15 protein-coding genes are annotated in these 19,575 nt (G+C 66.9%); 7 read left to right on the forward strand and 8 right to left on the reverse strand.

The window, feature by feature from the left end; genetic code table 11:
* Positions 1-292: 292 nt before the first annotated feature.
* Positions 293-625 carry a DUF6172 family protein gene (locus XaplCFBP3123_RS13260; RefSeq protein WP_104534467.1) on the forward strand — a complete coding sequence of 111 codons (333 nt, stop codon included), beginning with the start codon at positions 293-295 and terminating at the stop codon, positions 623-625.
* Between the two features lie 60 nt (positions 626-685).
* Here the strand turns inward: XaplCFBP3123_RS13260 and XaplCFBP3123_RS13265 are convergent, their stop codons facing one another.
* The 6 genes from XaplCFBP3123_RS13265 to XaplCFBP3123_RS13300 form a co-directional block, all read right to left on the reverse strand.
* Complete coding sequence (locus XaplCFBP3123_RS13265; RefSeq protein WP_104534468.1) at positions 686-1,978, reverse strand: DEAD/DEAH box helicase; 1,293 nt, start codon at positions 1,976-1,978, stop codon at positions 686-688.
* Between the two features lie 879 nt (positions 1,979-2,857).
* A complete protein-coding gene (locus XaplCFBP3123_RS13280; protein ID WP_104534469.1) occupies positions 2,858-4,396 on the reverse strand; it encodes a dihydrolipoamide acetyltransferase family protein in 1,539 nt (512 codons plus the stop codon).
* Positions 4,393-4,776 carry an SH3 domain-containing protein gene (locus XaplCFBP3123_RS13285; protein WP_104534470.1) on the reverse strand — a complete coding sequence of 128 codons (384 nt, stop codon included), beginning with the start codon at positions 4,774-4,776 and terminating at the stop codon, positions 4,393-4,395. The genes XaplCFBP3123_RS13280 and XaplCFBP3123_RS13285 overlap by 4 nt, the downstream gene beginning before the upstream one ends.
* A gap of 1 nt (position 4,777) precedes the next feature.
* Positions 4,778-5,848 carry an alpha-ketoacid dehydrogenase subunit beta gene (locus tag XaplCFBP3123_RS13290; protein ID WP_172453252.1) on the reverse strand — a complete coding sequence of 357 codons (1,071 nt, stop codon included), beginning with the start codon at positions 5,846-5,848 and terminating at the stop codon, positions 4,778-4,780.
* Complete coding sequence (gene pdhA, locus XaplCFBP3123_RS13295) at positions 5,841-6,929, reverse strand: pyruvate dehydrogenase (acetyl-transferring) E1 component subunit alpha (protein ID WP_104534471.1); 1,089 nt, start codon at positions 6,927-6,929, stop codon at positions 5,841-5,843. The genes XaplCFBP3123_RS13290 and pdhA overlap by 8 nt, the downstream gene beginning before the upstream one ends.
* 177 nt (positions 6,930-7,106) lie before the next feature.
* Positions 7,107-10,688 carry a lamin tail domain-containing protein gene (locus XaplCFBP3123_RS13300; RefSeq protein WP_104534472.1) on the reverse strand — a complete coding sequence of 1,194 codons (3,582 nt, stop codon included), beginning with the start codon at positions 10,686-10,688 and terminating at the stop codon, positions 7,107-7,109.
* A 544-nt stretch (positions 10,689-11,232) separates the two neighbouring features.
* Here XaplCFBP3123_RS13300 and XaplCFBP3123_RS13305 point away from each other — a divergent pair.
* From XaplCFBP3123_RS13305 to XaplCFBP3123_RS13315, 3 genes are all read left to right on the forward strand, one after another.
* Entirely contained in the window at positions 11,233-12,129 is an 897-nt protein-coding gene (locus XaplCFBP3123_RS13305) for a tryptophan 2,3-dioxygenase (protein WP_104534473.1), read from the forward strand.
* 297 nt (positions 12,130-12,426) lie between these two features.
* Positions 12,427-13,935 carry a peptide MFS transporter gene (locus tag XaplCFBP3123_RS13310; RefSeq protein WP_104534474.1) on the forward strand — a complete coding sequence of 503 codons (1,509 nt, stop codon included), beginning with the start codon at positions 12,427-12,429 and terminating at the stop codon, positions 13,933-13,935.
* 11 nt (positions 13,936-13,946) lie between these two features.
* Positions 13,947-14,537 (forward strand): thioredoxin family protein, encoded by a 591-nt coding sequence (locus XaplCFBP3123_RS13315; protein WP_104534475.1) that lies wholly within the window; start codon positions 13,947-13,949, stop codon positions 14,535-14,537.
* Positions 14,538-14,589: 52 nt separating this feature from the next.
* Here the strand turns inward: XaplCFBP3123_RS13315 and XaplCFBP3123_RS13320 are convergent, their stop codons facing one another.
* Positions 14,590-15,078, reverse strand: coding sequence for a MarR family winged helix-turn-helix transcriptional regulator (locus XaplCFBP3123_RS13320; protein ID WP_024938218.1), 489 nt, complete (start codon positions 15,076-15,078; stop codon positions 14,590-14,592).
* A 122-nt stretch (positions 15,079-15,200) separates the two neighbouring features.
* Between XaplCFBP3123_RS13320 and hppD the strand changes: the two genes are divergently transcribed.
* Both hppD and hmgA read left to right on the forward strand, forming a co-directional pair.
* Complete coding sequence (hppD, locus tag XaplCFBP3123_RS13325; protein WP_172453253.1) at positions 15,201-16,316, forward strand: 4-hydroxyphenylpyruvate dioxygenase; 1,116 nt, start codon at positions 15,201-15,203, stop codon at positions 16,314-16,316.
* A 181-nt stretch (positions 16,317-16,497) separates the two neighbouring features.
* Complete coding sequence (hmgA, locus tag XaplCFBP3123_RS13330; protein ID WP_104534477.1) at positions 16,498-17,811, forward strand: homogentisate 1,2-dioxygenase; 1,314 nt, start codon at positions 16,498-16,500, stop codon at positions 17,809-17,811.
* Between the two features lie 283 nt (positions 17,812-18,094).
* Here the strand turns inward: hmgA and XaplCFBP3123_RS13335 are convergent, their stop codons facing one another.
* The gene (locus XaplCFBP3123_RS13335) at positions 18,095-18,643 is read right to left on the reverse strand and encodes a hypothetical protein (RefSeq protein ID WP_104534478.1); all 549 of its coding nucleotides are present in this window, start codon (positions 18,641-18,643) and stop codon (positions 18,095-18,097) included.
* Positions 18,644-18,810: 167 nt separating this feature from the next.
* On the opposite strand from XaplCFBP3123_RS13335, the gene XaplCFBP3123_RS13340 reads away from it, so the two are divergent.
* Positions 18,811-19,431 carry a lectin gene (locus tag XaplCFBP3123_RS13340; protein ID WP_172453269.1) on the forward strand — a complete coding sequence of 207 codons (621 nt, stop codon included), beginning with the start codon at positions 18,811-18,813 and terminating at the stop codon, positions 19,429-19,431.
* Positions 19,432-19,575 lie beyond the last annotated feature (144 nt).

Genomic DNA, 19,575 nt, shown 5'->3' on the forward strand with positions numbered 1-19,575 from the left:
ATCGCATTGATGGATTCTTCGGTCGACGCGACGACGCGTTTTCCCCAAGGTGCATGACCTTATCGAAGGTGTCCGATCGAACCGGGCATATATCGCAGATCCGACCGTGCGGGCGTGGGCCAGACAGGTGCGCAGCACAGCCGGTATGGCAGCTCTCCCCGGCGGTGCTGGTGCCGGTCAACGCGGCCCCAGCCGATGGCTGCGCTGTCCGGAAGATGCCCCAGCGCCGCCGATTCGCCCAGAACGGCCGTGTGGCCTCACAATAGGCGGCCAGCTCCCAACCGATGTCGCCATGCGCAAGACCTATCAGCTCAACCTCGAAGGCAAGAACCGCGATCGTCTGCTGGAGTCCAGCAAGCACGATATCCGCAAGTACATCCGCCGCGAGCGCCGCAAGGATTTGCCCGAAGGCGCGGATTACTGGGACTTCGCCATGCGCTTCGGGGTGGACGAGGCCAGCGCTACGCCGCTGCCGCCGGCCGAGCTGATCCGCTCGATCAATGCGCTCACCAGTGAGGGCGGCGAGCAGTTCTTCGTGGAAATCCTGCGCAAGCCCGGCAAGCGTACCCCGCGTGCAGATGGCGACAGCGCGCCGGGCGGCGAGCTGGATTTCGAACAGGACTGAGGCTGCGTTTTACTGTGCACCTCGGCGTGACGACAGCGCGTTACGTGTAACTCTCCGCTGTCAGTCCGGCTTGTCTGCCTGTGTCGCCGCCGCTGCGCGTCGCTTGTCCTTCTTGCTCGGCCGTTTGCCCTTGATGCCGCCGTTGTCGTCGGGAGCGCGCGTGCCGGCGTTTGGCATCTGCGTCGCCGGCGCCGCTGTCGTCGGGCTCGGCTCGAACCCGGCAACCACGCTGGTCGGTACGCGCAGGCCCTGGCGTTTTTCGATCAGGCGCCATTGCGGCTGGCTCTCTGCGGTGACGAAGCTGATCGCAAGGCCGCTGGCGCCTGCGCGTGCGGTGCGGCCGATGCGGTGGATGTAGTCCACTGTTGAACGCGGCAGGTCGTAATTGACCACTGCCGGCAGCGCATCGATATCGATGCCGCGCCCGGCCAGGTCGGTGGCTACCAGCACCTGCACCTGGCGCTGCCTGAAGGCATGCAACGTACGCTCGCGGCGGCCCTGGCTCAGGTCGCCATGCAGCGGCTGGGCGTTGATGCCGGTCTTGCCGAGTTTTTCGGCGACTTTCTCGGCGGTGTGCCGGCTGGCGACGAATACCAGCACATGCGACCAGCCGTGTTCCTGCAGCAGGTGGCGCAGCAGTTGCGTGCGTTGGCCGGCATCGACGGCGATCGCGCGTTGTTCGATCGCAGGCGCGGCTTCCGGGGTGGCGGCAACGGTGATGCGTAGTGGGTCGCGCAGGCGACGCTTGGCCAGCGAGGCGATGCCGGGCGGAAACGTGGCCGAAAACAGCACGCTCTGGCGCCGCGCCGGCAGCAGGACCAGGATGCGATCGAGCTCCGCGCCGAAGCCCAGCTCGAGCAGGCGGTCGGCTTCGTCCAGTACGAGCGTGGCGACCTCGCTCAGGCGCAGCGCGTTGTGATCGACCAGATCCAGCAACCGGCCAGGCGTGGCGACCACGATATCGGCACCACCGCGCAGGGCAAGCAGCTGCGGATTGATCGAACTACCGCCGGTGGCCGCAACGATCTTGAGCCGCCGCGGCAGATGCGCGGCCAGCTGGCGCAGCGTGTCGTCGACCTGCGCGGCGAGTTCGCGCGTGGGCACCAGCACCAGCGCACCGAGCACGCGCGGGGCAACATCCGGCGCCAGGCAGCGTTGCTGCAGCAGCGGCAGCGCATAGGCCAGCGTCTTGCCAGAGCCGGTCTGCGCCATCGCAATCAGATCGCGACCCTGCAGCATCGGCGCAATCGCCTGCTGCTGGATCGGCGTGGGCGTGTGGTGGCCGGCGCGCGCCAGCGCGGTGTCGAAGAATGGCTGCAACTGCGGCGACAGCGAAAGATGGGCAAATGACATGGTCCGATTATCCAGGCATTTGCACTGCAATGGTCGGTGAGACTCACGCGGGGTCGTCGCTGGCACTGCGTCGGTGGGCGGGCAGGGGCCCTGCAGCCAAGCCCCAGCGTCGAGGGCGCGGTGTCCTCACCGCTCGCGGGACACGCCGTGAACCCATCCCTGGGGGCTCGGTGGCGGCATCCATGCCGCCACACGGTCCCGCAAGCGGCGAGGCCACCGCACCAGACAGTTGGTCGGCAGCTTTCCTGAAGGTGTGCTCGGCTTGCGTGGCAGACAAGACGTTTGCAGGTTGCGTGTTGGGGCCGGTCTGCCGCTCGGCTTGCGACGGAGCAATGATGGGAATTGAGCGAACGCCTGGTGATCCAACCAGTGCACGTCGTGCGCATCATGTGCTGCTTGCAACTAAACACACCGACCATCTCGATAGGTCCTTGCCCGCTCACCGTCGCGGGACCTTACGCGGCATGGATGCCGCGTAAGAGCCTCCATGGACGGATTCACGGCGTGTCCTGCGATGGTGGGCGGGCGAGGGCCCTGTAGAAAACCCGCAGATCGGCTGCTCTGCAACTGATCCATCCGCAGTGTTCAAGTCTCATCGCGGCATAACGCATAAAGCGGCCAATACTTCGACCAAGGCGCTATTCAGCCGCGGTCAGATGCTTGAAACAAAAAAACGGTGGGTCGACTGCGCGATGCTCTCACCAATCGTGTGACACGTCGCGACTCGATTCCTTGATGGCGACATCGTGGGATGTCGCTATCCGCTCTGGTCCCCAAGCAGCGAGTGCACTGCAACCGCCGACCGGTCGCGTGTGGATGTGATCGACAAGGCCGGCCTGCCTACCTGGCGATAGGTGCGGTCGTCTTGCTGTCCGCGCGTTAGTTGGCCAGCGCCAGATCGTCCAGCAGCGCGCGCAGGAAACGCGCGGCTTCGCCGCCGGTGGCGGCGCGGTGGTCGAAGGTCAGCGACAGCGGCATCACCTTGTGGGTTTCCACCCCGCCCATGACCGGGGTGAGCTGGTAGCGTGCACGGCCGGCGGCGACGATGGCCACGCACGGCGGCACTACCACCGGGGTAGCGTAGCGGCCGGCGAACATGCCGAAATTGGACAGCGAGATGGTGTAGCCGCTGAGTTCCGATGCGGCGATGCTGCGGTTTTCCACCTGCTGGCGCAGCCGGTTGACGCTCTCGCGGATGCCGTGCGCGTCCAGCATGTCGGCATTGCGCAGCGCGGGCACGAACAGGCCTTCTTCGGTATCCACCGCAATGCCGATATCGACCTGGGGGTGCAGGGTACGGCTGAGTGCCTCGCCGTCGAACCAGGCGTTGAGCGCCGGCACCGCCTGGCAGGCACGCACGATGCCGCGCACCAGGCGCACGGTGACGTCGTTGCCGGGCTGCCAGGCGTGGATGTCGGCATCGTCGTTGAGCGTGGTTGGCACCACCTTGCTGTGCGCATCGGCCATGACCCGCGCCATGTTGCGACGCACGCCCTTGAGCTGTTCGGGTTGGCCCTTGACGCTGGTGCCGGGCGATTGGGTGCGCATCGGCTTGCCGCTGGCCGACAGCGGCGAGCGGGCAGTGGTGCCCTCATCCGCCTTGCGGGCACCTTCTCCCGCAGGCGGGAGAAGGGGACGCGCGTTGCCGTCCGAATGGTTCGCGCTGTTGTCCGAATGATGCACGCTGCCGTCCGAGTGGTGCACGTTGTTGCCTGCGGTCGCTCCGCCGCCAGCGACGTTCCCTCGGCCACTGGCCGGAGACGTCGGCACGCTCTGCGCGCCGGCTGAAGACCGCGCGGTGCCCGCGGCTGCGGCCTGCTTCACATCCGCCATCGTCGCCGTGCCGTCCGGGCCGGTGGCGCGCACCTGTGCCAGGTCCACCCGCAGCTTGCGCGCGAGCGCACGCACCGCCGGCATCGCGCGCACGCCGCCCACGGCAATCGCCTGTTCGCTCTGCACGGCGTTGGAGCTCTGCATCGCACCGACCACCGTGCCGGCGTCGTCGCGCTCGCTCTCGCCAGTGGCGTCGGCGTCGGCAATCTCGCCACCGTTGTCGGAGGCGACCACGCGCGCGGTCGGGCCGGCCGCGCTGTCGCCGGTGCTGGGCGTATGCGTGGGTGCAGGGCCATGCGAGTGCCCGGTGTCCTGACCGTCGGCGCGCTGCGGCTGCGAGGCGTCCAGCGCAAACTGCGCCAGCATCGCGCCGGTCACGATCACATCGCCGGCGGCACCGGCGAGCTTGGTCACGGTGCCGGAGAACGGCGAGGGCACCTCGACCACCGCCTTGGCGGTCTCCATCGAGACCAACGGATCGTCCAGACGCACGCTGTCGCCTTCCTTGACGAACCATTCGACGATGGTGGCATCGGGCAGGCCTTCGCCCAGGTCGGGCAGGTGGAAATTCTTGGCTTCGCTCATGGCAGGTTCTCTTGCGCCGCAGGCAGCGGCGGCGTGGTGTCGTCGAGGAGTTCGAGGTCGGCGGCCGGCAACCAGCCCTGCATGCCATCGGCACGCTCGGACCACCACCAACCGCCATGTTCGTAATGCAGCAGCACGTCCTCGCCCTGTTTGGCATCGAGTTCGCGTGCGTCGTAGTCGCGCAGGGCTTCGGCCCTGCCGTCGCCCAGGGGGCGCAGCCAGGCCACCGGGGCCCAGCCGGCATGGCCGTCGCCGGTGTTGACCCAGGCGAAGGCCGGCCATTCCTCGTCGCGCACGCCGATGGTCACCTGTTGGCCAGCGTGGAAGCGGATCGGATTGGCGTACGCGGCGCGGTAATCGCAGAGCAGACGGGCGCGCATGTCAGCCGGCGGCCACCGCGCGACGGGCGGCGGTGACGATGCGCTCCACGCTCGGCAGGTACTTCATTTCCAGCCGGAACAGCGGGATATGCGTGTCGTAGCCGGTGACGCGTTCGACCGGTGCGAGCAGGTCGTACATCGATTTTTCCGCCAGCTGCGCGGCGATCTCCGCACCGAAGCCGGCGGTGCGCGGGGCTTCCTGCACGATCACGCAGCGGCCGGTCTTGGCCACCGATTCGGCGATGGTGTCGAAGTCCAGCGGGCGCAGCGTGGCCACGTCGATGACTTCGGCGCTGATGCCTTCTCCGGCGAGCTTGTCGGCCGCTTCCAGCGCTTCCTTGACCTGCGCGCCCCAGGTGACCAGGGTGACGTCGGTGCCGTCGCGCAGCACGAAGCACACATCCAGCGGCAGCGCTTCGCCGTCGTTGGCGACCACTTCCTTGTACTGGCGGTAGATGCGCTTGGGCTCCATGTAGATCACCGGATCCGGGTCGCGGATGGCGGCCAGCAACAGGCCATAGGCGCGCTGCGGCGAGGACGGCAACACCACGCGCAGGCCGGGCACGTTGGTGAAGATGGCCTCGTTGGCTTCGCTGTGATGTTCCGGCGCGCGGATGCCACCACCCCACGGCACCCGCAGCACCATCGGGCAATGCAGGCGCCCGCGGGTGCGGTTGCGCAGGCGCGCGGCATGGCAGATCAGGTGATCGACCATGGGATACACGAAGCCGTCGAACTGCGCTTCGGCCACCGGCTTCATGCCCTGCGCGGCCAGGCCGACGCTCAGGCCGGCGATGGTGGTTTCGTCCAGCGGCGTGTCCAGCACCCGCGCGCTGCCGAAGCGCTGCTGCAGGCCGGCGGTGGCACGGAACACGCCGCCGTTGACGCCGACATCCTCGCCCAGCACCAGCACCGCAGGGTCGTGTTCCAGCTCCCAGGCCAGCGCCTGGGTGATGGCTTCGATCAGGGTGATGGGCGAACTCATGGCACTCTCTCCGCGCGTGGCTGCGGCGTTGTAAGGGGCACTGGCCTGCTGCGTCGCAGCCAGGTGTGACTGGTTGAGCTCATCCATGGCGGGCCTCCTGCGCCATCACCTCGGCGCGCTGGGCCAGCAACTCGGCCGGCGGGTCGCCGTAGAGGTAATCGAACATCGCTTCGACCGGTTGTACCGGCGTGTTGAGGTAGGCGTTGACCTCTTCGTCCACGCGCGCGCCGCATTCGGCCTTCCATGCGGTTTCCTGCGCCTCGTCCCACAGGCCCTGTGCGGTGAGATAACGGCGCAGGCGCAGCAGCGGCTCGCGCGCCCAGCCTTGCTTGACCTCTTCTTCGCCGCGGTAGCGCCGCGCATCGTCGGCGGTGGTGTGATCGGACAGGCGATAGGTCAGGAACTCGATCACCGTGCCGCCGTCGCCGGCCAGTGCGCGCGCGCGCGCCTGGCGCATCGCTTCGAGCACCGCGATCAGGTCGTTGCCGTCCACCTGCAGGCAATGCAGGCCGCCGGCCAGGCCCTTCTGCGCCAGCGTCTGCGCGCCGGTCTGCGCCGAGCGCGGCACCGAGATCGCCCAACCGTTGTTGATCACGCACAGGATCAACGGCAGCTTGTAGGCGCCGGCCGAATTGAGCGCGGCGTAGAAGTCGGTCTTGGAGCTGCCGCCGTCGCCGCAGCAGGCCACCGCCACCTGCGGCTTGCCCTGCAGCTTGAACGACAGCGCCGAACCGGCCGCGTGCAGGCACTGGGTGGAGATCGGCACGCAGATCGGGAAGTCGATCGCCGCATCGGCATCGCGCGGATAGTCGCTGCCGCGTTCGTCGCCGCCCCAGTACAGCAGCACGTCGCGCGGGCGCACGCCGCGTTCGAACATGGTGCCGTACTCGCGATAGCTGGGCGCGAACACATCGCCGCTGCGCATCGCCGCGCCGATGCCCACGTGGGTGGCTTCGTGGCCGAGGCAGGCCGCATAGGTGCCCAGCTTGCCGGTGCGCTGTAGCGCGACCGACTTGCTGTCGAAGGTGCGCACGAACAGCATGCGCTTGAACAGGGCGAGCAACTGTTGCGGGTTGGCGGCGTCGGCCGGCAGGTCGTCGCGGACGATCTGGCCGTCCGCGTCCATGTATTGCAGATATTCGATCTCGAACTGCGCGGCTACGCTCATTGCGGCGACACCTTCACCAAGAAGTTTCAAATGATATGAGTTGCGATGTTAAGGACCACGCAGCAAAAAGCTGTCCTGCACCGCAGCACACAATGATGCTGGCTTGCACAAAAAAAAGGGCGCGGACCAGGCCGCGCCCTTTGTCGCAGTACAGAACTGCGACGTGTTGCACTGCGATCAGCGGCGGCCGGCGCCTCCACCGATCGGGGTAACGATCAGCGCAGCGTTGTCGGCCGGGGTGGCATCGGGCGAGGTTGAGCTGGCGCTGGCCTGCACTCGCACCGCGCGTTCGGCCGGGATCGGCTTTGCGGCGACGGTCAGCTGGAAGGCGGCCTGCGCGCCCGGCTGCAATGCTGCGGCGGTGCTGCACACGAAGATCGCGCTGCGCAGCGACTGCAGCTGCTTGGCGCAGCGCCAGCCGCCGGGCGGCACCAGCTGCGACAATGCCGACACCGTGTTGCCTTCGATCCGCACGCTGGCACCGGTGGCCGGTGCGTTGCCGCGGTTGTCCAGCACCACCCGGTAGGTGGCGTTGAAGGCGGTGGTCGGCAGCGTGGCGGGGCCTTCCAGGCGCACTGCCAGATCGCTGCGCAGCGCTGGCTGCACGCTCACTGCGGCGGTGTCGGTGTTGTTGTCCGGCTGCGGGTCCGGCGTTTGCGAGGCGACCGACGCAGCCAGGGTCAGGCTGCGTCCAGCCAGTTCCGCGCCAGCGTCGATCTGCACCGCAAAGCGCTGTGCGTTACCGGATGCCAGCGCGGCGATGCTGCAGGTGACCACCGTCCGGGCCGCGGTTTCCGGCGGTTGGCAGCTCCAGCCCGATGCCGCGGTGACCCGTGGGCTCACCGCGGCATCGAAGGCCAGCGCCACCGCTGCAAACGCCGCGCTGTCGGGCCCACGGTTCTCCACATCCACACTGAAGTCGATGCGCTCGCCTTCGGTGACTTGTGCGCGTGCCGCGGTGACCACCACGCTCAGGTCGGCACGTCGCGCTGGCGCCATGCGCAACAGCACCACGGTGGGGTCGTGGTCGGACAGGCGCGTGGGCGTAGTGGCATCGTTGCGCGCGGTGCCGGGGAAGTCGGCATTGATGCGCGCATGGCCCACCGACAGCGAGGCGATGCCGGGTGCGCGCATCAGCGCCTCGTTGGCCAGGATGTGATCCAGCGACTGCACATTGCCGTCGAAGGCGTACGAGTAGCTCTGGTCGGGCGTGTTGAACCAGGTCAGGTCGGTGTAGTCCGGATTGACCAGGTCCACGCCATCGCCGCCCACCACGGTCTGCGCATCCGGCGCCGGCCTGCCGGTGACGGTACCCATCGCATCCACGTAGCCGTCGTTGAACTCGAAGGCGTTGAAGTCGCCCATCACCAGCACCTGTTCGGCCGGATCGAGCTGCTGGCGCGCCTGCAGCAGGCGCGCCAGATACTCGGCCTGGGCCTGACGCTTGGCGCGGATGCGGGTGCCGGCCGCATCGTCGGTTTCGGCACCGTTGAGCGAGCGCTGATGCACCACGATGGCGGTCAGCGGCAGCACGCGGCCATCGGCCTGGTGCACTTTGGCGCTGAGCACCAGCGGCGGGCGATCGTTGAGCAGGCTCACCGCGCCGCCCGGTTCGGTCCAGGTGGTGGTCTTGCCTTCCTGGGCGATGGACACCATTTCCACGCGCGGCACGCCGGCCGACACCGCAGCGGTCTTGACCAGGAAGCCCACATCGATACCGCCCACGTCATTGCCTTCCTGCAGGTACGCCACGTACTGCGGATTGGGCTGGCCGGAAGCGATGGCATCGGCGTTGATGCGCGCAGCCAGGGTCTGCAGCACGCTGATGTTTTCCACCTCCACCGTGCCCAGGATGTCGGGCGTGTGCAGGTAGTTGCGGATCGCCAGCGAGGCCTTGTTGAGGCGGGCCTGGAACGCGGCCGGGGTGAGCACCGGTTCGCCGATCGCCGGGTCGTTCTGGTCGTCGAAGAAGCGCTCCATGTTGTAGGTGGCCACGGCCACGTCGTCGGCCTGCGGCAGCGGTGCCGGGCGCGGTTGGTCGACACCGTTGCAGTTCACCTGCGGGGTGCGTTCCGGATACAGCGTGTAGCGGCGGAAACTGTAGTCCAGCGGGCCGGTGGCGCCGATCACGATACAGCCCGATGCCAGGTCCAGGCGCTCGGCACCGACGCCGGCACTGCCGACCGCGATCACTTCCGGGTTGGTGTTCCAGCGCAGCACCCCCGCGGGCGAGCCTGCCGGCAATGGGTCGGGCAACTGCACGCCGGGCTCGCGAAAGGCGCGCGGCAGGCCGGTGACCAACGCGTGGAAGACGCCATTGCTGGTGGCGGTGGCGTTGGTCTCGTTGACGCTGCCGCCGGTGGGCGCATTGACGGTGAGGCTGGCGGCGGCCACGCGCATGCCTTCCAGCGCTTCGAGCTGATCAAAGGCGCCGTTCGGGTTGGGGAAGTTCGCGCTCAACGCCACCGGCATCGGCAACGGGTTGCCGGTGGAATCCAGCAGCACGGTCAGGCTGCCGCCGATCTCGGTCAGCGGCGGCTGGGTCGGGTCGGCGGTGGGCACGTACTCGAGCACCGTGCCTTGCACGCGCACCCGGTTGCCGATGGCAGCGGCATCCGGCGGCGTGCTGCCGGTGTAGACGTAGACGCCTTCGGAGGTGTCCGGGTCGCCATCGGTTTCGGCATCCGCTGCCTGCAGGAAGAAGCCGGCGCTGCGACGGGCAGTGACGATGCCCGAGGTGGCGACCACCTGGCCTTCCAGCGGCGAGCGTGCGCCCTTGCCCTGGATGGCGTGGATCGGTAGCAAGCTGAAGTCGTCGTTGAGGAGGGTGCCGGTGGCGCTCAGTGTGGCCGGCAACGCGCCGGTGAGGCCGCTGATCTGCAGCGCGAAGGTCTCGTCGGGCTCGGGCGTGGTGTCGCCCAGCACCTCCACGCTGATGCTGGCGCTGCGCTCGCCGGCGGCGATCCGGAAGCTCGAGGCGGGCAGGGCGACATAGTCGCTGCCGGCCGTGGCCGTGCCATTGGCGGTGGCCGCGGTGAAGCTCACCCCGCCCGCGCCGGCCGGCTGGCTCAGGCTCAGCGTGAACACGACGCTGCGGCTGCCGCTGTTGCCTTCGGCCTGGCTGACATCGGCCAGCGTGGCGATCGGCTGGCCGCCGCCGCTGCACAGCCGTGCGGGGCTGGCGGCGTTGCGCGGGGCCGGCGCGCCGGTGGCGAAATCGGCCGCGTTGTTGTCGGTGTCGGTGCAGCCATCGCCGCCGCGCAGCACTGCCAGCGTATTGCTGGGCGCCGGCGTGGGCGCATTGCCTTCGGCGCAGCTGGCGGTGCTGCCATAGCCGACCAGATCGGCATTGCCGGTGGGGCAGGCGCCGCTCAACGCGGAGGCGCTGTTGCTCAGCGCCACCTTGCCGGCGCCGCCGCCCATGGCGATGGTGCCGGTGGCGTCGGGCGTGGGCAGCGCAACGCTGCCGCCGCTGCCGTCGGCCTGCTTGACCAGGTAGTAGCCGCCGGCCGGAACGCTGCCCGCCAACGGGGTGACCTGCCAGCTGCGGCCGGCGGCCGAGGCGTATTGCACCGACCAGCCGTCCAGGCCGACCGTGGTGCTGCCGATGTTGTGCAGCTCGATGAAATCGCTGCGGAAGCTGGCACCGCTGTTGCCGCCACCGCCGTAGACCTGGCTGATGACGACCTGGGCATTGGCGTGGCCGGCAACCGCCAGCGCGCAGAAAAGTAAGGCGGCACGACGCTGCAACACATGCATGAGATGAGAGTCCCCTGATCCATGAGACGTGAAACGCTCCCCTGGTCCGGCCACGTCCCTGGCCGGCAGCGTCGTTCGATTCTGCATGAATTTGCAGACCTGGGTTGACGATACGGTGACACCGGCGCAGCGGCTGCGACTGCACAGTCGAGAGCGGTTGGCTTTTTCAGGTGTGAAGTACCAGACGCGTACGCCACCGCGTTGCCAGGCTGCCAAGTAGGCAGGCCACCCAGGCAAACCGGACGCTGCTACGGCAGTGCGACGCAGCGCAACGCAGCGACATGCATCAAGGCCGCGCGCTGCAACGACTAGGTATTCCGAACCGCGTCGGTCCACCCAGAAGCGCTGCACGGCAGAACGATGCGGCACACACCGGAGATGATGTTTCGAAGACCCAGCCTCCAGCGCCGCCCTCGGCCGCCAGGCCGTCGATGTCCAATCACCGCCTCCCGCCTCCCGATTCCCGATTCCCGATTCCCCCAATCCCCAATCCCCAATCCCCGCCACTGAGCTACCCTGACCGGCCCGATCCATCTGCACTGCCATGCCCGTCGACAAGAACCTGCGTGACCTGGAACCCGGCATCCACACCGATCTGGAGGGGCGGCTGACCTACGGCGGCTATCTGCGGCTGGACCAGTTGCTGTCGGCGCAGCAGCCCCTGTCCGAGCCGGCGCACCACGACGAGATGCTGTTCATCATCCAGCACCAGACCTCCGAGCTGTGGCTGAAGCTGTTGGCGCACGAGCTGCGCGCGGCGATGGTGCACCTGCAGAACGATCAGGTCTGGCAGTGCCGCAAGGTGCTGGCGCGCAGCAAGCAGGTGCTGCGCCAGCTCACCGAACAGTGGTCGGTGCTGGAGACGCTCACCCCGAGCGAGTACATGGGCTTTCGCGATGTGCTGGGTCCCTCGTCCGGCTTCCAGTCGCTGCAGTACCGCTATATCGAGTTCCTGCTCGGCAACAAGAACCCGCAGATGCTGCAGGTGTTCGCGTACGACCCGCAGGGGCAGGCGCGCCTGCGCCAGGTGTTGGAAGCGCCCAGCCTGTACGAGGAGTTCCTGCGCTATCTGGCGCGCTTCGGGCATGCGATTCCGCCGCACTACCAGGCGCGCGACTGGACCTGCGCGCATGTGGCCGACGACAGCCTGCGCCCGGTGTTCGAGCGCATCTACGAAAACACCGATCGCTACTGGCGCGAGTATTCGCTGTGCGAGGACCTGGTCGATGTGGAAACCCAGTTCCAGCTCTGGCGCTTCCGCCATATGCGCACGGTGATGCGGGTGATCGGCTTCAAGCGCGGCACCGGTGGGTCCAGTGGCGTGGGCTTTCTACAGCAGGCGCTGGCGCTGACGTTTTTCCCGGAGCTGTTCGACGTGCGTACTTCGGTGGGCATGGAAAGCCGTGAGCCGATGGGAGGCGGTGAATCGGCGAAGGGCTGAGAGGGATCGTTGGAGCGGCTGGGCCGAACTTGGGTTGCCAGAGCGAGGGGCGGGTGGCGCTCAAGCCGATTCGGGCTAAACCTGGCTGGCAGGGCCAGGATGCAGGGGAGTGCTGGCCCCTCTCCCGTCGGAAGCGGGGTTGGGGTGAGGGTGCGGGCTTCATCCTCGCAGACCAGCCGCCATCAGGCCGGCGAGTCCTGCGAATTTGACGCGTACATGACGTCTAAGTGATCCTCGCGCGTCTCCCGGGGTACGCTCTGGGCACCCAGCCATTCCTGAATACGCAAGGGACATTCCATGAGCGTTGACGCTACCGCGCCGACTTCCACTGCCACTCCGCCGCCGCCCGAGTTCCCCACGCTGCTCGGTCATCCCCGGCCGCTGTGGATGCTGTTCATGACCGAATTCTGGGAACGCTTTGCGTTCTACGGCATTCGTTGGGCGCTGGTGCTGTACATCGTGGCGCAGTTCTTCAACGGCGATGCCACCGGGCAGGCGCCGGCCGGACGCACCTATGGCGCCTATCTGGCGCTGGTGTATGCGGCGGCGATCTTCGGCGGTTACGTGGCCGACCGCGTGCTCGGCTACCAACGCTCGATCCTGGTCGGTGCGGCCGTCATGGCCACCGGCCTGTTCCTGATCGCCGTTCCCGACCACACCATGTTCGAGATCGGCCTGGCCACCGTAGTGGTGGGCAACGGGCTGTTCAAGCCGAATATCTCCACCATGGTCGGCAAGCTGTACTCGGTGGCCGATCCGCGCCGCGACAGTGGCTTCACCATCTTCTACATGGGCATCAACCTCGGCGCGATGATCTCGCCGGTGCTGACCCAGCTGCTGGCCGAAAAGGTATTCGGCACCGACGCCATGCCGTCCTACAAGATGGTGTTCATGGCCTCCGGCGCGGGCATGCTGATCAGCCTGGTGTGGTTCTGGATCGGGCGCGCACAGCTCAAGGGCATCGGCGCACCGGCGCCGAACGCGCAGGGCATCGGCCGGGTGCTGATGGTGCTGGTCGGCTGCGTGCTGGCGATCCCGGTGGTGTACTTCCTGCTCGCCGTCGGTGCGGACGTGCTGCAGATCGTGCTGACCGTGTTGTTCGTCGGCCTGTCGGTGATGCTGCTGGTCGAAGGCATCCGCGAAGGCAAGGTGCAGCGCGACAAGGTGATCGCGATGCTGATCATCTTCGCCTTCAATGTGCTGTTCTGGATGTTCTTCGAGCAGGCTGGCAGCTCGTTCACCTTCCTGGCCGACAACATCGTCGACCGCGGTTTCGGCGACTGGACCTTCCCGACCGCCTGGTTCCAGTCGGTGAACTCGATTGCGATCATCACGCTGGCACCGGTCATCGCCTGGATCTGGGTCAAGGCCGGCCGCTTCAATCCGTCGATTCCGCGCAAGTTCGGCCTGGGCCTGCTGTTCAACGGCCTGGCGTTTCTGCTGTTGATGTTTGCACTGTCGAGCCTGGTCAACGATGCTGGCAAGGTGCCGTTCTGGACCTTGTTCATGGTGTACGTGATCCAGTCGGTGGGCGAGCTGTGCCTGTCGCCGATCGGCCTGTCGATGGTGACCAAGCTGGCACCGGTGCGCCTGGTCGGTTTTGGAATGGGCGGCTGGTTCCTGTCCACCGGCATCGGCAACAACCTGTCGGGCATTTTCGCCGGGCATGTCAGCGGAAGCGAAGGGATGAGCGTGTCCTCGGCCCTGAGCGGGTATACCTTCGGATTTTGGGCGCTCCTGGGCGCTGGCGCGGTGCTGTTCCTGATCGCGCCGTTGATCAACAAACTGATGCACGGTGTGAAGTGAGGAGAACAGCAATGCCGATCAAACCCACTGTCTGTGGCCTGCTGCTGGCAGGTCTGTTGAGCGCCTGCGGGCAGCCCACCGAGCAACAGGAGGCGCCACGGCCGCTGGACACCTCGATGCAGAAGCCGCCCAGCGCCGATCCCAGCCAGCCGGTGTCTTCGGGCAATACGCCCACCGCGGCGGACATCGCCGCGGCGGCGGCGCTCAATGCGCAGTACGACCCCTCGCGCGATCCGGCCGCCGATCTGGAGACCGCCAAGGTCGAGGCCAAGCGCGGCGGCAAGCGCATCGTGCTCAATGTCGGCAATGCGGCCTGCGAGCCGTGCAAGGCGCTGGACGAGCTGATGGGTGGCGATGCGGAGCTGCGCAGCTTCCGCGATGCGCACTTCGTGGTGGTCAAGGTCAATCGCGATGCGGCCAACGAAAACGCCGCGTTCCTGTCGCAGTTCGCCCAGCTCAACGACTATCCGTCGCTGCTGGTGCTGGACAACGACGGCAAGCTGCTGACCATCCAGGCCGGCCCGGACCTGCGCAAGGGCGAGGGCTTCGACCGCCGGAAGCTGTTCGACTTCCTCAAGCAGTGGGCGCCGCCGCAGGCATAACCCGTCATTGCCGCGTCATGCAAACCCCCCCGCATTGCGGGGGGGTGTTGTATCAGTCCTTGCCGGCCATGCGCGGCAGCCCGTCCTTGGCCAGCCGGTCGATCAGCTTTTCCAGGATCTGCTGCTCCTCGGCGCTGAAGACCGACATCAGCCGCTGTTCCATCTCGTTGACCAGCGGGGCGACGGTCTCGTAGACCTGGCGCCCGGCCGGCGACAGCGCCAGCATCGAGCGGCGGCGGTCGTCGCCATGGGTTTCGCGCCGGATGAAGCCGCGCTCCAGCAGACGCGCCACGGCGCGGCTGACTGCAACTTTATCCATCGCGGTGCGGTCGGAGACCTCGCTGGCCGAGGAACCCGGATACAGCGCCAGGATGGTGATCACCCGCCACTCGGGAATGGCCATGCCATAACGATCGCCGTAGACCTTGGCGATGTTGCTGCTGATGCGGTTGGACAGCACGCTCAAGCGATACGGCAGGAACTGCTCGAGGTTGAGCAGCACAGGATGTGGCGGCGGGGTAGGGGCGTCGAGATCGCTCATGTTGCACTGTGTCTTGATTTTGGTTTCATTTGCAACTACAAACCTTGGGTGGCCTGCGCATTCTCGCGGGTCTTCTGCCACCCCGCATAGCCCTGCGGACGGCCTAGCGTGGAGAAACGACGATGAGCGCACAACCGAGCAGTACCGCAACCCGCCCGAACCTGGGCATGCAGGTCACCACCTTCGACAATCCGATGGGGATCGACGGGTTCGAGTTTGTCGAATTCGCCGCGCCCGCCGACCAGGCGAAGCAGCTGCACGACTACTTCCGCAAGATGGGCTTCAGCCCGGTACTGCGCCACCGCAGCCGCGCCATTACCGTCTATCGCCAGGGCGGGATCAACTTCCTGCTCAACGAAGACCCCGATTCGTTTGCCGCCGATTTCGCCGCCGCGCACGGCCCGAGCGCCTGCGGCTTTGCGATCCGCTTCCGCACCCCGGCGCAGACCGTGCTGCAGACCGTGCTGGGCAATGGTGGCGAAGCGGTGCAGGACAAGGCCGACACGCGCGCCGTGCCGGCCCCGGTGGTCAAGGGCATCGGCGACTGCATGCTGTATCTGGTGGACCGCTACGGCGATGCGGGCAGCATCTACGACGTCGACTTCGAGCCGATCGAAGGCGCCGACCAGCACCCGGCCGGCTTCGGGCTGACCTTCATCGATCACCTGACCCACAACCTGTACTTCGGCAACATGCAGCGCTGGTCGGACTATTACGAGCGGCTGTTCAACTTCCGCGAGATCCGCTACTTCGACATCAAGGGCGCCAAGACCGGCCTGGTGTCCAAGGCGATGACCGCCCCGGACGGCATCGTGCGCATCCCGCTCAACGAATCCTCCGACCCCAAGAGCCAGATCAACGAGTATCTGGACGCCTACCACGGCGAAGGCATCCAGCACATCGCCTGCTTCACCGATGACATCTACAGCTCGGTGGAGAAGATGCGCGAGGCCGGCGCGACGTTCCTGGACACGCCGGACACCTATTTCGACGTGGTGGACCTGCGCATCCCCGACCACGGCGAAGACGTCGCACGCCTGCGTCGCAACAAGATCCTGATCGACGCCGACGTGGACACCCAGCAGCGCAAGCTGCTGCAGATCTTCACCACCAACTGCATCGGCCCGATCTTCTTCGAGATCATCCAGCGCAAGGGCAATGAGGGCTTTGGCGAAGGCAATTTCCAGGCGCTGTTCGAGAGCATCGAGCGCGACCAGATGAAGCGTGGGGTGCTGTGAGGGCGGGGATGGGTGATTCGCTGTTCGGGATTTGCTGAAGGCAATACGTTCAAGCGCCACATCATCCGGGCACGGTTGTCTGACAAGACAAACCAGTAAGAACTCACGCAGTTAAAGCCCCTCTCCCCACGGGAGGGGGGCTTAATCCCGGCCCCTTGGGGCCAAAATCCGGACGCATGCCATGCATAACAACGAGCACTACATGACCGGTTTCGGCAACGCGTTCGCGACCGAAGCGGTGGCCGGTACCTTGCCGATCGGGCAGAACTCGCCGCAGCGTGTGGCGCACGGGTTGTATGCCGAACAGTTGTCCGGCACCGCGTTCACCACGCCGCGCAGCGAGAACCGGCGCAGCTGGCTCTATCGCATCCGTCCGGCGGCCGTGCATGGCGCGTTTTCGTTAATCGAGCAATCGACCTTCCACAACGACTTCGGTCGCGGCCCGGTGCCGCCGGATCAACTGCGCTGGAGCCCGTTGCCACTGCCGTCCACGCCAACCGATTTCGTCGATGGTCTCTACACCATGGCCGGCAATGGCGGGCCGGAGGCGATGTCCGGTGTCGCCGTGCATCTGTATGCGGCCAACGCATCGATGCACGATCGCTTCTTCTACGATGCCGACGGCGAGCTGTTGCTGGTGCCGCAACTGGGCCGCCTGCGCATCCATAGCGAGCTCGGTGTGCTGGAGCTGGAGCCGCAGCAGATCGGGGTGATACCGCGCGGTGTGCGCTTCCGTGTCGAGCTGCCCGATGGCGATGCGCGCGGCTATGTCTGCGAAAACTTCGGCGCATTGCTGCGGCTGCCAGACCTGGGGCCGATCGGCTCCAACGGGCTGGCCAATGCGCGCGATGTCGAAACGCCGCATGCGGCCTTCGAACTGCGCGAAGGTGCCTTCGAACTGGTGGCCAAATTTCAGGGCCATCTGTGGCGCGCGGACATCGGCCACTCGCCGCTGGACGTGGTGGCCTGGCATGGCAACTACGCGCCGTATCGCTACGACCTGCGCCGCTTCAACACCATCGGCTCGATCAGCTTCGATCATCCGGATCCGAGCATCTTCACCGTGCTGACCTCGCCCAGCGACACGCATGGCACGGCGAACATGGATTTCGCGATCTTCCCGCCGCGCTGGCTGGTGGCGCAGCACACCTTCCGCCCGCCGTGGTTCCATCGCAATGTGGCCAGCGAGTTCATGGGGCTGGTGCACGGGGTCTACGACGCCAAGGCCGATGGCTTCGCGCCGGGCGGTGCTTCGCTGCACAACTGCATGAGCGGGCATGGCCCGGATGCGGCGACCTTCGACAAGGCCTCGCATGCAGACCTGACGCGCCCGGATGTGATCGCCGACACCATGGCCTTCATGTTCGAAACGCGTGCGGTGCTGCGCCCCACGCAGCAGGCCTTGCAGGCCGCGCACCGGCAGAGCGACTACCAGCAGTGCTGGTCCGGATTGCGCGCGGCATTTCAGGCGCCCAGGTCAGGCGATGCGCAGTAACTCAGGCAGCTAGCTCAGTGTGCTGATCAGGCAGTACGACACTCAAAGGTCGCACTTTTCGGATCGCGTCGTCTGCAACACGCCAGTTGCGGGCGTCTGATCAAGCAGCCTGCAACGTCGGTTGCAACTGTCGGATCAAGCCAACGGCAATGCATCAGTTTCAGTTGGCAGACCAAGTCAACTGCAATGCATCAGTCGCAGCTGGCGGATCAAGCCAACTGCAACGTATCGGTTGCAGCTGTCGGATCACGCCATCTACGACGTATCGGTTTCAGTTGTCCGATCACTCCGCCTGCAGCGAATCCGGCAGCAACTCGCCGAGCCGTGCACGTACGCGCTCGGCATAGCTTGCCGAGGTGATCTGCGGCAACGCGCGCAGCGCCTCGGCAATGGCGGCGCCGATGGCGTCTTCGGCGCGTGCGGCCTGCAGTTGCCGGTGCAGCACAACGGCCGCCGGGTTGCGTTGCAGCTGCAGGATGTCGAGCAGGTACAGCCGCGCGTTGGTGGCCGCGCGACGGCGCTGGCGCTGCAGGTCTTCTTCGCTCGGTGGTGCCGCTGGCGGCGGCACGTGGCTACTGGGCACGCCTGCCGGCGAGGAGGCAGACGCCGGGTCAGTGCGTGTCGCACTCCCTGCCTGCGTACCGGACTCCAGATAGCCCGTCGCGCAGAGCGCATGCACCAATGCGGTGCCGTCGCCGCCCAGCAGCACGGCCAGCGTTGCCAGATCGCGCTGCCCGTCGGCCAGGATCAGCGCGCGTCGCTGCAGCAGGGTGAGTGGGCTGCGGTGCGATTGCAGCGCGGTGAGGGCGAGCGCGGTCTTGCGTGGGGGCATGGCGGCAGTCCTGCGAGGCGCTCAGCTTGCCCGCAGCCAATGAAGCGCCGATGACATCGGCACGCCGCAGGGCGCCCTGGCGTTCTGCACACCGTTGCGATGTGCGCTGTGTAGGCTGTGGCGGACCCGTAAGGAAGGCATGCATGACCACCAGATTGCTCGGTTTGATGGGCGCACTGCTGTTGCTGACCGGCTGCAACCGCGCCGAGGACGCCACCACGGCGGTACCGGCCGACGCGGCGCCTGCGCCGGTGGCGGCCGGCACCGATCAGCCAACCGGCGACGTTCCGCCGGCCACTGCGCCGGCCGGCACGTTTCCGCCGCAACTGCGTCAGCAGCCGGCTGCGCTCGCGCGTCTGGATGGTTACGGCGATCTGCGCCTGGGCATGGATGCGGCGCAGGCACGCGCTGCCTGGGGCGGCGACTTGCGCGGCGAGCCGGCAACCGATGGCGGCTGCTATCTGCTGCGACCGCAGTGGGCCGACGATGCGCGCCGCTTCGGTTTCATGTTCGAAGGCGATCGCCTCGTGCGGTATCAGACCACCGAACCCAAGGAACTCGCACCGGGCGGCGGCAAGGTCGGCATGACGCGGGCGCAGCTGCGCGCGCTGTATCCAACAGGGTTGACCGAGCAGCCGCACAAATACGTCCCTGGCGCGCTCACCTTGCGGACGGCCGATGCGTCCGCCCGGTCCGCGTTGGTGTTCGAGACCGATGCCGACGGCAAGGTCAGCAGCTGGCGGGTCGGGCAGCCGCCGCAAGTGGATGATGTGGAAGGCTGCGGCTGAGGAATCGTGGCTGCCGCTTCCGCTGCGGCGCTGCGCCGCTGCGCCGCAGCGGAAGCGGCATCCGGCAGCGCGCCTTACATGATCAGATCGACTGGCAGGGTGTGCGGTGTAGAGCAACGTGCCGAGACCATCCGTGCAGCCGGT

It is taken from the genome of Xanthomonas arboricola pv. populi, assembly GCF_002939945.1.
GTDB lineage: Bacteria > Pseudomonadota > Gammaproteobacteria > Xanthomonadales > Xanthomonadaceae > Xanthomonas > Xanthomonas arboricola_A.